A 12,281-nucleotide genomic window follows, 5' to 3' on the forward strand; every position below is an offset into this window, starting at 1 on the left:
GTTTTACGGCTTGGCGATGTGGCGGATTTTTAGCACAAAAGTTCAATAGAATTACTGTCGTTGAACCTTGCACAAATGTTTCATAGAAGCACTTCAGCAGCCATATTTCCAAACCGATGTTGGCGGTTCGTGTTTCTTCGTTCTATAATTGAATTATGCAAAACTTATAAAGCTTTTTCAATTAATCTTTCAATTTCAGATTGGTCAAAACCACCAACGTACAATACTTTACCTTCTTTGTTTAAGAGAATAACTGTGGGGAAAGCATTTATCCCATATTTTTCTGCAAGGTCTTTGCCATTCATCGCCACCTTATAAGCAAAGTGATGTTTGTTGTAAAACCATTCAATATCCTTTTTCGAATCCCATGTGTTTATACCCAAAATTTCAAATTTCTTATCCTTAAACTTTTTGTCCATGGCGTTTAAATGTGGGACGCTCGCAATACAAGGACCACAATTTTTAAACCAAAAGTCAAGTAAAACCACCTTTCCCTTAAATTGAACCAGCGAAACATTTTCATTATTATTGTAAAGAGGAAGTGTCCAATCTAGAGCAATTGAACCCACTGGGATTATTTGTGGAGTTTCTTTTTGTTTGGCACGTTTATATTCATCCAAATAAGTTGAATAATACCAAGAGTTTTCTGCTGGTAAGTTTGGTTGTATATTAATGTTGGAGAAGTTTGTCTTTATAAAATCATCATTCAAGTCATTCTTCTGAAACACTTCTACTGGCATATAGCCTATTTTGTCAATTGTTATTTTATAAATAAAATTAGATTTAGTCTGCATTTCATCAAATCCTTCACCAAGGTTTTGGATTCGTCTTTTCCCTATGTTGATAGTTACTACTTCATAAGTATGATTGTTTATAATAGTGTCCGCAACAATCATAGTTGAATTCTTGTCTCTAATTATTAGTGGCAAAATATTTCTTAATGTCACTATTGAATTATACAAGTAAGAAAGACTTTCGAATTCACTTTTTTTTGGAATCTGAACTATTTTGATTGTCTTATCGGTCTTATTTAAAGCAAACATTTCAGTTCCGTTGAAAATATCATTTGATTTAGGGTTATCAATTTGATATATAAAACCAACTGTTGAATTGGGTTGGTCAAAATTAATATAACATGACCATTCGGTAATATTGAGATAGTTTTCTGAAGCGTAATTTGATTCTCTTTTTAAGTCATATTTGAGAGAAGTTAAACTATTTAATTTTTCTGAAATTTTATGCAAAACAGCAGTTGCTTTCTGTTGGTTTGGTTCAGTTTTTTGAGAATAACCAGGTACTGCTAAGTTGATGAAAAATGCCAGAGCTAAATATTTCATGATTTTTATGAATTTTTATTGTGAATAAAATATAGTTGTGTCCGAATAACATGACCGCCAACATTAAAGTATTCCCGAGTTATTGCGGGTATGCGTTTTTGCATCAATTTAGGAAAAGATTTTTGACCCGCAATGAGTTGGGAATAAATCCGTTGTACGAAGCTGCTTTGATGCTTATTGGGGTGGCTTGGCTTGTTTTTTCTTATGGGGAATTCTCCTTGTTTTGTGGCTTCTTTTGTCGTTTGGATTTCTAGTTTTTGGTGGACTTTTGACGGAGTATTCAGCTCAATGCTTATTTTTTGGTATAAATTTCACAGCTTTTATTTAGGTTATGCTTTTTGGATAATCTGTGGACAATAGAATAGCTGCCGCCCTATTTTCGGGAGGTCTTATTTTTGATAGCTGATGGCGTTTGATATTTCCTTGGGTGGTGGAATCCCAGTTTGCCAGTTTAGTATGGTTATCATTGTATTTTTACCACAGCAAGGACATATGTCAGGCTGGTAATTACTTTTTTCTTTCGCCTTTTTTAAAGCTACGGTTCGATTATATATCGGGCGTATATTGCCCGTAAGTTGCAGGCTGAGGTTATCCATAAAAAAACTACAGGCTCCTGAATGCAGCCCGAAGTGCCGTATCTTTGTAAAGCCATCAGGCAAAATATGTTGACTAAACCTACGGATAAACTCCTCGTTTGTAAGTGTCAACAGTTTCTGTTGAGCACCATCCTTATAGTCTTTATAAGTAAATGTGGTTTGACTTTGAGTTACTTGTATTAATCGGTGATTACTTATGGCTACTTTATGCGTATATCTTCCTAGGTATTCTATCACTTGCTTAGCTCCGGCAAAGGGCCTTTTGGCATATATTACCCATTCCTTTTTATAAACTTCATCTAAAAATCGAGGCTCTTGTTTTGGTATTAGACCTCTTTTAATAATCTTTCTTATGGCAGCCATAAACTTGGCCTTGTATACTTTTTTGAGGGACTCCATGGGGAATAGGAAGCCCTTTCTGCCATTGGCTTTGTTGCCTTTCAGCGTTTTCCAATTGCCATTAGTATTCATTCCTCCAGCAGGCACTATGCAGTGAATATGTGGATGAACACTCAGATTTTGACCCCATGTATGAAGTACTGCGGTCATGCCCATCTTGATGGCATATTGATCATTTTTTGCAAAACCTTTGAGTGTAGCCCAAGCTACTTTAAAGAGTGTGTCATACATGAGTTTTGGGTAGTTCAAACAGAGACTGTTTAGCTCATGTGGAATAGTAAAAACCACATGAAAATAACTTACCGGTAGCGTGCGATGCTGCATGGCCAAGAGCCATGCTTCTTTTTGTATCTGTTGGCACTTAGTACAATGTCTATTTCGACAGCTGTTATAGGATACCCTTACATGTGAACAGGCAGCATCGCTGCATTTATCGATATGGCCGCCCAATTCGGCAGTACGGCAGCGTGACAAAGCAAAGAGGGTTCGTGCCGAGTTTCCAAGATGCCCCCTGATGTATTCTTTTGTATGCTGGATTACATCGGCTAGCTCAAAAACTTCCTTCATGCTCGGTAAAGCGAATCGAGTGGCGACTCCACTTTTCCGTAGTATGCATTCACCAGCCGTGTATATATCATGGTTGTCTGTATACTGCTGTGACCCATGAGTTGCTGAATCTTGACAATGTTAGTGCCGTTCTCCAGCAAGTGGGTAGCAAAACTGTGGCGTAAGGTGTGAAGACAGGCACCAGGCTTTTGAATGTCTGCAGTTTTTAGTGCATTACTCAGGATTTTTTGCACACTTTTTACAGAGTAAGGGTTCTGTTTACCTGCCATTCCATAAAATAAAAAGCCGGTAGGTTTATATACTGCCAAGTATTTTAAAAGACCCTTTTTCATAAGCTCGGCTAAAGGTAAACAGCGGTCTTTGTTCCCCTTTCCTTGCCTGACAGTAATGGTCATGCGGTCAAAATCAATGTCACATACTCGTAACTTGCAGACTTCACTGACTCTTAAGCCTGCCGAATAAGTTAACGTTAGAACTGCCCGATGCTTCAGGTTTTTGGTGACAAAGAAAATCTTCTTACAATCTTCACGGGAAAACACCTGTGGTAAAGAACTCTTCTGGACAACAGATGGTAAAACTAAATGGCTTTGTTGGCGAAGTATATTTTTAAAGTAAAAGCGAATTCCGAAAACACAGAGTTTAAGAAGTGTTTTGGAAGGCCCAGGAGAGCATTTGTTTATGTCTGCTAGATAAATATCCAACTCATATTGGCTCAGTTTTTCCGGTGTTTTACCATAGCGGAGCGAGATTCGACCTAGAGCCGTTATATAGTTTTGAAATGTTTTGGCTGAAAGTTGATTAACCTGGATGGCTAACTGAAAGCGTTTTTCTAATTCGGCAAACCCCGGAACTAAATCTACTGCTCGATGATGAAAATTATTTTTTTTAACATTATTGTATTTGTTTAGAAATCAATCAAGTACAATAATTATTCCATATCAAAAAGCTACCCCGATGAGCATCAGAGGGGTTTTGTTCAACGCTAAATGTATGTGTATTAAAGCCCCACATACAAGTAGCTATTTAACTAAAATCGGGCTTTATTACATATACATAATGTTATCAAGAGTTTGTCTTATTCAAACAGATAATTCAGTACAATTCCGCCAATTACGGTTACTACTATGCCTATAATTATTTCTCTTATACCTAATTTTCTGCAAAATTTACGAGCTGGAGATTCTGATTCTATTTCCATTTTAGGTGCATTATGTATAGCGTTTGGGTATTTCTTTTGTTTATGGTGGAACTTTAAGTCACCAAATGATGAATCTTGACCAAGTTGTGTTGTACGAGTGTAGCAACAAGTTTTTTTAAAACAGTGTCTTCGTCACCAAACTGCTGGTCGTACTTAATTTTAACCGTATCAGGGTGGCTATCATTATAAATGTATTCAATTATTTTTTTCATATATGTCAAGTAAAATAAAAGATATCCTAATAAATAATTCTTTCGAGTATGAATTTAGCGGTTCTCGTGACGATGATGAGCATAATTATCTAATATGTAAATGTATTGGCGACGATAGGAAATATAACTATTGGATAACGTATTATTCTAAAGATGATAGTGTCGTACCATATTTACGAGATACACAAGGACGATACCCGTCAGGGAAGCATTATGTGAGGGCTATAAGCGATGAGCCAGTAGTTGTCACTGACCTAGCTTCACTGAATACATTGTTGGGTAAGTTATCTCTACATGTTCAAGCTCTAGATGGTGGAAGCCCGCTAGATTTGAAATTAAAAGACCCAGAGCTTTAGATATGTCTTTTCCTTTCGAACGGTCTAACTCCACACACGCTTGTATTATTCCTGAGATACTTTTAGAACATTCATCATGAATAGTAGTATCATTTTCAGTTTCAATGTAAGTAGTTAATATGTTAAGAGCATCGAAAAAGTTGTCTTTTACTGATTCGTGCGGAGTATTATATTTTATATCACCTACATTATCTAAAACAGTTTGGATTTTGTTAACAATGTTCATTTCTATTAATTTTTAAAAGTGTGATTAATACAGTTGTTTTTAAAAGAGGAGAGGACTTACTAATAAAGTCTGTTGGGTTACTAGATTGTGTAGCTATACATGAAAACAAGTTAGGCGACATCGACGGGCTTGAATCTTACGAGTACTTTTACGAGTCCTCCGATGGAAGTATTAAAGAGATAGAAGATGTTTTCTTAGCTACGGATATTAGTTTAGCCTAAATTATCTTTTTTAGATGAATTAGGCTTTGATACTGGTGTATCAACACCGTGTATTTTTCTAACGTAGTAATTTTCGTGTTTACCTTCTCTTATTTCTTTAACAAATTCTGCCCTAGTCAGGGATATTTCGAAGTGGGTATTTCTGCCAGTTGTTGTTTCTTTGGCGACTTTAATTTTTTTCATAGTATTAATTAGCATTGCAGCTAGTATTTAATTTTTGATAACATTAGCGTAGATCTACTTTTTGGCTTGAGGTGCGTCTATATCGCTTATGTATTCACTTGTAAATGCTTGTTGTCGGATAAATATAACCGTTCAATAAGTGAAATTGGAGAAATTAATTGGTACTGCCAAAAGCATTTATTTTTCGGTAAAGTGGGTCTTCAGTATGTATCTTAATATCCGTTTTGGTCAATATCAATTAAGGTAATTGAGCATCATGGATACCCAACTCTTCTAATCCAATACTTTCAAAAGTCATTTGTGCTTGACTGCCTTCATACAAAATACCAATGGTAGCATTATTAATCGATGTTAAGCTAGAATACCCTCCACTAAGCCCCAGTTCATCCAAAAGCAACCAATGCTTTTCAGGCCATGTTTTACCGTCGTCAAAACTTACCTTAACGGTCATGCGTTCACGTTTATATTTAGAATTTGGGTTAGAAAACAGTAAGATGCTGTTTTTATCGCCACTTATGCTGGTGTAGGTATGTTTGTAGATAGAAGCCATACAAACGGGTTCGATTAAAGCATCATGATGTGTTTCATGCTGTTCCCAATGCTCGCCTAAATCCTTTGTGGTAAAAATAGCACGCCCGTTGCTATCTGATTTATCCTGTCCATTACGATTATCACGCATGTTTTGCATAATACTTCCATCGCTTAACTGTACCACCGCATTTTCGGTCGTATTGCTGTATGATGGCTTGCCTGAGTGCCATGTTTCTCCACCGTCTTTGCTATAAATAATGTTTGAGAAAGGTTGCTGATTTTTGTCTTTTCCTTGTGTTGGGAATACTAAGGTGCCATCATCCAGTGTGATTCCGTTACCTGGGGCAGGAGCTGCTAAGTGCCAGTCATCGCTTTTTACCTGTTTCGTGATATTTATTGGGGCTCCCCATGTTTTTCCGTCATCAATAGATTTAGTGATCAAGAATTGTGAAGTTTTATCAATATCAAATCCAGGAAGAGAACCATAGTTTCTCCATTGATGATTCCAGTCAGTGGCGTCTGCTGTAAGGCCTGTCACTGGTTGGCCTGTTTTACTATCAATGACACCATGCATCCAACATCCTGAAATGTAAATGGTCTTGCTGTTTTTATCTACCAATATAGAAGCATCACTAACACCATTGAATCTTTGTGGAAGCTTACCATATTCTCCCATATCTAAGGCTATACGCATAGGCTCCCAAGTATTTCCACCATCTCTACTTCGACTAAGGCCGATGTCAATATTTCCCTGCAAATCACGACCGCTGTCTCTCCTAACATCATATAAGGCAAGTAGCGAGTTTTCATTAGTGCTAGCTAAACCGGGAATGCGATATCTAACAACATTATCATCTCCACCTTTTCTTAAGGCTACACCTATTCGCTGCTTTAGGCGTTTCGAATCAATGGAAGGGCTTAATACTTTTGATTCTAAAAATTCAACCTTTTTTATTCCTGCAGATACGAAATGGTCGAGCGGGCTATTATTCAATACTTTTACAGCGACAATAAAATAGTGGCTTTTAACTTGCTGTGGGATTGAAAAAGCAAATATGGCCTGTTCCTTGGTCAAAACTTTCTGTGCAAGTAAATTTCCTTTGTCAGCCTGCCAAGTGCTATCTTGACCCATATCAAAGAGAAAGACAGCGGCTATATTTTTAATGTTCGTAGTTCCTTCAAATTCTACCACTAACTTTTTTGCCTTAAGTTCTTTTGTAGCATTTATTTTAAACTGCAAAACTGGTGTAAATGAGTTGAACTTCAATACCGGTATCTGTACCCTATTTTGGTTTATTGAAATTTCCTGACCCCATGTGAGGAGGTTCTGCGTTGAAAGTATTACAAATGTTAGTAATAACTTTATTGGAGTCATGTATGTGTCTTTTATAGGGTTTAAATTTTATGAGCTTTTCCTTGAAAGTTTTTCAGTATGCCTTGAATGACGAATTTAGTTCTTTAGCGGAACAATCCAAAGTATGAAAAACTAGGCGTTCCTTACCGTAAGTGGAGTGTCGTTGGTTTTGAAGAACTAATCGTTGAATGGTGTCTGCAAAAAGCTAAGACTGCAACATGACAAGCATGATGAGCGAACTACTTCCAGATCGATTGTTTACTACTTGTCTCTATGGCCGATTGATACGCTACTTTTTCTTCAAATACAAAACAGAAGCACCTGTAAACGGAGCGACTATTGCTTTATAACTACCACCTTGAAGTGTTTCTGTTCCTTTAATGGTTCTATGGAGTACCGGAAAAAACCATTCAACATCAAATGCTACATTGGCATTTCTCAAATCTAGCGTTCCGGTGCCTTCGGGCAAATAAACGACATACTCTTCACCTGGATTGGCAAGACAAAATCGTGTGGAAATGAGTTGGTCTTGTGGTGTCATATTGGCTAAATCTATACGGTTTGCCAATGCCAGAATGTGTCCCATGTTTTTACGCAAAGGTTCATAATCAGGATGGTCGGCGTCGTTTTTTGTTACACCACCGATGTAATAGATATCAGCACTTTTTTGTCTATCGTAGTTTCCTGCCAAGGGCACCCATGAATCCATAAAAATTGGATTATGACCACGAACAAAGGCTTTCCATGCCCACATATATGTACCCCAGTGGCCTCCCAAATGATCTGTATCGAGAATAATTACTTTTTCACCGGTATTGGCTGGGGGATCATTTTTATAATCTTGAATGAAATTGGTACCCTTGTACATCCAAGAAATGGGCTCAGGAGTGGGTGATATCCAATCTGCTGGACTTTCCCATAGATCATCGTTAAACATTGGCGGGCTCACCACCACAGAAGGTGTCATGCCTACAGGGTGCTGTTTGGGCATGGTTTTTTCAATTTCCTTCACCAAGTTTATCATGTGGTATTGCCACTTTTTAGTACCGCCCTCGTTTATGATTTCGTAAAGTACATTATCAAGATCGTTTACTGTTTCAATCACTTTTTTTACGTATGCTTCCTGATGTCTAAGCACATCCCCATTATTCATCGAATGTAAAGTGCCCATTTTTTCATCATCAAAGCCATTGTTTTTTACTGATTTTCCCAGCCCATTTATGTTGTTGAGAGGATTGAGCGGATGATATTCCCAAGGATCACTCCCGGGTGTTTCTAAGCGGTTTTGGCTCCAACCTTGAAAAAGCATAACGGAAACATAAATTCCCATATCTCCAGCTTCTTTTATTCGCTTACGAAGACGTGAGAAATAGGCTTCATTCCATTGTGAAACATCATAAAATTCTTTGCCATTTTTAATTACTGTTTTGTAGGGCAGGGGCGAGAAGACAACTTCATCGTTAGTCCAAGAAGCATTTTTAGCATGTTCCCAGGTCCATTGTCTTATGAAATTATGATTGTGCTCTTTAAGCATTTTTAGGTAGGCCTCATAATCGAAAAGTGCTTCATCGGGTGTTCTGCTTTCCTGGAAATTTGCCCAAGTATGCGATCCGGTTAATAATATTGCTTTGCCTGTATTATTGGTAAAGTAGCGGCCATTTTCTGGGTGTACCCGTAATGGACCCTGTGCGGATAGATGAAATATTGCAAAAAATAGGAGTACTGCTGGAATAATTCTTTTCATGTATGAGCGACTTGTTTTATTAGTGTTTTGCATCTAACACGTGTTTCCCTTTGTTAAATTTTATCGACTTAGAATGTTAAGAATTCAAATTTTCCGAATGCCTAATAATCGATTCAAAATGGTCGAATATGTTTTCTGTAGTTTCGATGTTGTTCAATTTGTGTACAGGTGTATCTTTAGTTTGCTGCAAACGCTTCCACTATATCTAGCCTGCCGACATTAGGAGGCATTGCTACAGTGTGTGTGTGCCTGACATGGCTCGTTTATCAAATATAAACAAATAATTATCCAGCAGATGAAAGTTCTGTAACACAAATGCATAAGAAACAGCTTGAGATACTGTATTTGGATGTATAGGAGGCCAGGACTAGATAAAAGCCCGACGGTAAGCTGCAAAGTTGATTGGGCTTGAGATAATTCAAATTCAAGTATATCGATAGAGCGGTTTGCCACTTTTTAATCCAAGATATGGAAGGCTGTACAAACCTTGCCCGGCAAATAAAGTCCTTCTAATAGCTATCGGAATTAAAGACTACCATCACACTTGAAAGTTTACGAAAAAGGGTATGAAAGAATGTTAGATTCTTATCAACGCATGTAACCAGAGATTCAATGGATCCAATAAAACCAGGCACGCCTAGTCCCGTATTTAGGCCACAATGGAATTGCCACAATGGAATTGCCACAATGGAATTGCCACAATGGAATTGCCACAATGGAATTGCCACAATGGAATTGCCACAATGGAATTGCCACAATGGAATTGCCACAATGGAATTGCCACAATGGAATTGCCACAATGGAATTGCCACAATGGAATTGCCACAATGGAATTGCCACAATGGAATTGCCACAATGGAATTGCCACAATGGAATTGCCACAATGGAATTGCCACAATGGAATTGCCACAATGGAATTGTGGTGTGTCCGGGCTGGCGTATCAGAGGCATACTCCATTAGTTTTACAACTGGTGGATCCGTGCTCGTCTGTAAGTTGGCTTTCTTCTTTATCTAACAGTGTCCATTAATTTCTTGCATCAATCAATTGCATAATTAAATCGGATAGATTTGAATCCATAAAATCTGCTTGTAAATAAAAAGGATGGTAGATTACTTCATTTCGTTTTACATAAGCGGTGGTCAGTCCAGCTTTCTTTGCTCCAAATAAATCCCAATCATGGGTTGCAACCATTATAATATCTTCAGTTCTTAATCCTTCTTGTTTAGCCGCTGACTGGTAAACATCCTTAAAGGGTTTGTACTTTTTCACATCGTCGACAGAGTAATAGGAATCAAAAAGGTCAATTATCCCTGCGTTAGTAAGTTGTTCTTTTATCATTGATAAAGACGAATTAGAAACAGCAATTACACGAATATCTTTTTCTCTCAATAGTTTTAGAGCAGGACGTACATCGTCATATGCAGGCAACTTTCTAAATTCACCAAGTATCTCAGTTTTTACTTTCTCAGATAAAGGTTTATTATTCTCAAAAAACAGATTTTCTAAAGCAACTTCTGCTAATTCTCCGAAATTTCTGTATTCGCCCATAATCCCCATTATACTGGAACTGTATAATAATTTTGTGAACCAATATTTCAATACATACTTGTCTTCAAAGTGCTTATCAAACTGCTTCTTAAGCAAGCTAAGGTTCAATAAGGTTTCGTTCATATCGAAGAAAACTGCTTTTATCATATCATTCTTTTCAATTTTGCAATCTGTTTTATTGAGCTCTGCGACTCTTCAAGCTTGATACTAATGGCACTTGTAAGCTTGGTGTGGGATTCAAAGTACACAAACGGTTAAAATAATATTTCGTTCTTATTTATCACTATGCCTGAATTACGTTTACAACTTAAGTGTGCCTTGAATGGCTAATTTAGTTCTTTAACGAAACAATCCCAAGGGTGAAAGACTAGACTTCGCCATCCTTAAGCGGGTGAGTCATTACCCTAAGCAAAGTAAACCGCAAGGGTGGGGTAGGGTGACCATCTGAAATAATAAGACCGCCCACGCATATAAAGTCCGACTTAACAAAATGGTAAATAATAAGAATTATGGCTCAAAAAATACACTAAAAATGGGCTGAGCGAGGTATGCCTATGGCTTAAATTTTATTTAGAAATCAGGTTAAATAATACTTGAAAACCAACTTACTAGAAACTGAAATAAGCAAATTACCCTCTCAAAAGACCTATAATTAAAATTCCAAACAAGATATCCACATAGCACCTTGATGGCCAAAAGCGGGGGCTAGAGCTCAATCTCAATGGCTATCGGGACTCAAATGAAGGGTTGCTGAGCTTATCGAAGCCTTATTCCATTGCATTCGAGTCTAATTTTTGTGTTTTCTATTTGTTCAATTCCTTTTTTTTTGTCTCAGATACTTCACCAGATTCTGCATAGCATTTCCAATCTTTGACAAATCCTTTCAGAAGTTTATCGAAGTTTTTCTTTATCATTCCTCCCATTAACAAACCGCCAATTCCAATTGCATCTGCCGTAATATTTGTATGCACTTTGGAGGTGTTATTATTCACAACTTCAACGTAAAGAGCATTTTGTAGATTCTTAATGAAACCTGGAATTTTGTCACTTTTAGCTGACCATGTAATTTCTCTCTTTGCATGATCGTAATTTAAAATGCTTTCTTCGGCAATGCCCATTTTACCTAAGTCGCAAAACCGTCCGCCAGCAGGTGCTCCTTCGAAAGTGGCTTTTTCGTACTCATTATTCCATGACCTTTTAATGCCTCGTCCCCAATCCCCAATGTATAAAAAATTCGGACCGATAATTTCCCATGCTTTATCTGCTGAGGTATTAATTTCTATTGATTCTTTTATATCTATTTTCATCCTACTGTATTTTGATTTTACGCGGATGTGGAATTCCATTTTCTACATAATGCTTCAAATCTTCCGCTATTTCTAAAGCAGACTTCCCTAAACCTTTCTTTATCAGAGGTGTCATCAGAAATCCTAAAAGCCCTTTCGGCTCCATCTTAAATGCTATTACTGCAGTCGTTTTGTTGGCATCTTCTCTTCTTAAAGACCATATAGCACTTGCTCGTTTTGCAATACTGGGTGCACCTTTGGTAATATGATAAGCCAAAGTGTGGGTGGCTGCATCAAAAGAATCTAATTCTTGTATGGTTTCTCCACGGTCTGTTACCGTAATTCTTGCCGAATAATCTAATCCTGAGAATTTTGAATTTCCGCCTGGTTTTGATTTTTTAAAATTAGTTGACCATAAATCCACTTGGGCAAATTGGTTTCCCATAATCTCCCAAACTTCACCTATATTTTTATTAATTTCTAGTTCCTTTTGTACGCTTATTTCTTTCATTGTCTTAAAG

Annotated in this window: 13 protein-coding genes and 1 pseudogene; 3 read left to right on the forward strand and 11 right to left on the reverse strand. The window is 37.3% G+C overall.

Annotated elements, in window-relative coordinates; all coding sequences use genetic code 11:
- Positions 1-164 precede the first annotated feature (164 nt).
- From ACSBFT_RS04965 to ACSBFT_RS04985, 5 genes and pseudogenes are all read right to left on the reverse strand, one after another.
- A complete protein-coding gene (locus tag ACSBFT_RS04965; RefSeq protein ID WP_489603772.1) occupies positions 165-1,337 on the reverse strand; it encodes a TlpA family protein disulfide reductase in 1,173 nt (390 codons plus the stop codon).
- Between the two features lie 389 nt (positions 1,338-1,726).
- Positions 1,727-2,899, reverse strand: coding sequence for an IS91 family transposase (locus ACSBFT_RS04970; protein ID WP_489603773.1), 1,173 nt, complete (start codon positions 2,897-2,899; stop codon positions 1,727-1,729).
- Complete coding sequence (locus ACSBFT_RS04975) at positions 2,896-3,438, reverse strand: tyrosine-type recombinase/integrase (RefSeq protein ID WP_489604866.1); 543 nt, start codon at positions 3,436-3,438, stop codon at positions 2,896-2,898. The genes ACSBFT_RS04970 and ACSBFT_RS04975 overlap by 4 nt, the downstream gene beginning before the upstream one ends.
- Before the next feature lie 60 nt (positions 3,439-3,498).
- Positions 3,499-3,714 (reverse strand): annotated as a pseudogene (locus ACSBFT_RS04980) (phage integrase N-terminal SAM-like domain-containing protein); the annotation flags it as partial.
- Positions 3,715-4,150: 436 nt separating this feature from the next.
- Complete coding sequence (locus tag ACSBFT_RS04985) at positions 4,151-4,309, reverse strand: hypothetical protein (RefSeq protein WP_489603774.1); 159 nt, start codon at positions 4,307-4,309, stop codon at positions 4,151-4,153.
- Positions 4,310-4,311: 2 nt separating this feature from the next.
- Between ACSBFT_RS04985 and ACSBFT_RS04990 the strand changes: the two genes are divergently transcribed.
- The gene (locus ACSBFT_RS04990) at positions 4,312-4,665 is read left to right on the forward strand and encodes a hypothetical protein (protein WP_489603775.1); all 354 of its coding nucleotides are present in this window, start codon (positions 4,312-4,314) and stop codon (positions 4,663-4,665) included.
- Between the two features lie 246 nt (positions 4,666-4,911).
- Positions 4,912-5,112 carry a hypothetical protein gene (locus ACSBFT_RS04995; RefSeq protein ID WP_489603776.1) on the forward strand — a complete coding sequence of 67 codons (201 nt, stop codon included), beginning with the start codon at positions 4,912-4,914 and terminating at the stop codon, positions 5,110-5,112.
- Here ACSBFT_RS04995 and ACSBFT_RS05000 read toward each other — a convergent pair.
- The 3 genes from ACSBFT_RS05000 to ACSBFT_RS05010 form a co-directional block, all read right to left on the reverse strand.
- Positions 5,104-5,295, reverse strand: a complete 192-nt coding sequence (locus tag ACSBFT_RS05000) for a hypothetical protein (RefSeq protein WP_489603777.1) — start codon at positions 5,293-5,295, stop codon at positions 5,104-5,106. The genes ACSBFT_RS04995 and ACSBFT_RS05000 overlap by 9 nt on opposite strands.
- Before the next feature lie 238 nt (positions 5,296-5,533).
- Entirely contained in the window at positions 5,534-7,201 is a 1,668-nt protein-coding gene (locus ACSBFT_RS05005; protein ID WP_489603778.1) for an exo-alpha-sialidase, read from the reverse strand.
- A 268-nt stretch (positions 7,202-7,469) separates the two neighbouring features.
- Positions 7,470-8,924: an apiosidase-like domain-containing protein gene (locus ACSBFT_RS05010; RefSeq protein ID WP_489603779.1), complete on the reverse strand. Its 1,455-nt coding sequence runs from the start codon at positions 8,922-8,924 to the stop codon at positions 7,470-7,472.
- A gap of 673 nt (positions 8,925-9,597) precedes the next feature.
- On the opposite strand from ACSBFT_RS05010, the gene ACSBFT_RS05015 reads away from it, so the two are divergent.
- On the forward strand, positions 9,598-9,885 hold the full coding sequence (locus ACSBFT_RS05015; protein WP_489603780.1) for a hypothetical protein: 288 nt from the start codon (positions 9,598-9,600) through the stop codon (positions 9,883-9,885).
- A gap of 64 nt (positions 9,886-9,949) precedes the next feature.
- Here the strand turns inward: ACSBFT_RS05015 and ACSBFT_RS05020 are convergent, their stop codons facing one another.
- From ACSBFT_RS05020 to ACSBFT_RS05030, 3 genes are all read right to left on the reverse strand, one after another.
- Positions 9,950-10,621, reverse strand: coding sequence for a haloacid dehalogenase type II (locus ACSBFT_RS05020; protein WP_463048991.1), 672 nt, complete (start codon positions 10,619-10,621; stop codon positions 9,950-9,952).
- A 656-nt stretch (positions 10,622-11,277) separates the two neighbouring features.
- Positions 11,278-11,781, reverse strand: a complete 504-nt coding sequence (locus ACSBFT_RS05025) for an SRPBCC family protein (RefSeq protein WP_489603781.1) — start codon at positions 11,779-11,781, stop codon at positions 11,278-11,280.
- 1 nt (position 11,782) lies between these two features.
- The gene (locus ACSBFT_RS05030; RefSeq protein WP_489603782.1) at positions 11,783-12,271 is read right to left on the reverse strand and encodes an SRPBCC family protein; all 489 of its coding nucleotides are present in this window, start codon (positions 12,269-12,271) and stop codon (positions 11,783-11,785) included.
- Positions 12,272-12,281 lie beyond the last annotated feature (10 nt).

The organism is Arcticibacterium sp. SM2516 (assembly GCF_057914865.1).

Excerpts from the sequence above, each read along its gene's own strand:
- ACSBFT_RS04965 (WP_489603772.1), bottom strand. The coding sequence starts at position 1,337 with ATGAAATATTTAGCTCTGGCATTTTTCATCAACTTAGCAGTACCTGGT.
- ACSBFT_RS04970 (WP_489603773.1), bottom strand. The coding sequence starts at position 2,899 with ATGAAGGAAGTTTTTGAGCTAGCCGATGTAATCCAGCATACAAAAGAA.
- ACSBFT_RS04985 (WP_489603774.1), bottom strand. The coding sequence starts at position 4,309 with ATGAAAAAAATAATTGAATACATTTATAATGATAGCCACCCTGATACG.
- ACSBFT_RS04990 (WP_489603775.1), top strand. The coding sequence starts at position 4,312 with ATGTCAAGTAAAATAAAAGATATCCTAATAAATAATTCTTTCGAGTAT.
- ACSBFT_RS05000 (WP_489603777.1), bottom strand. The coding sequence starts at position 5,295 with ATGAAAAAAATTAAAGTCGCCAAAGAAACAACAACTGGCAGAAATACC.
- ACSBFT_RS05005 (WP_489603778.1), bottom strand. The coding sequence starts at position 7,201 with ATGACTCCAATAAAGTTATTACTAACATTTGTAATACTTTCAACGCAG.
- ACSBFT_RS05010 (WP_489603779.1), bottom strand. The coding sequence starts at position 8,924 with ATGAAAAGAATTATTCCAGCAGTACTCCTATTTTTTGCAATATTTCAT.
- ACSBFT_RS05015 (WP_489603780.1), top strand. The coding sequence starts at position 9,598 with ATGGAATTGCCACAATGGAATTGCCACAATGGAATTGCCACAATGGAA.
- ACSBFT_RS05020 (WP_463048991.1), bottom strand. The coding sequence starts at position 10,621 with ATGATAAAAGCAGTTTTCTTCGATATGAACGAAACCTTATTGAACCTT.
- ACSBFT_RS05025 (WP_489603781.1), bottom strand. The coding sequence starts at position 11,781 with ATGAAAATAGATATAAAAGAATCAATAGAAATTAATACCTCAGCAGAT.
- ACSBFT_RS05030 (WP_489603782.1), bottom strand. The coding sequence starts at position 12,271 with ATGAAAGAAATAAGCGTACAAAAGGAACTAGAAATTAATAAAAATATA.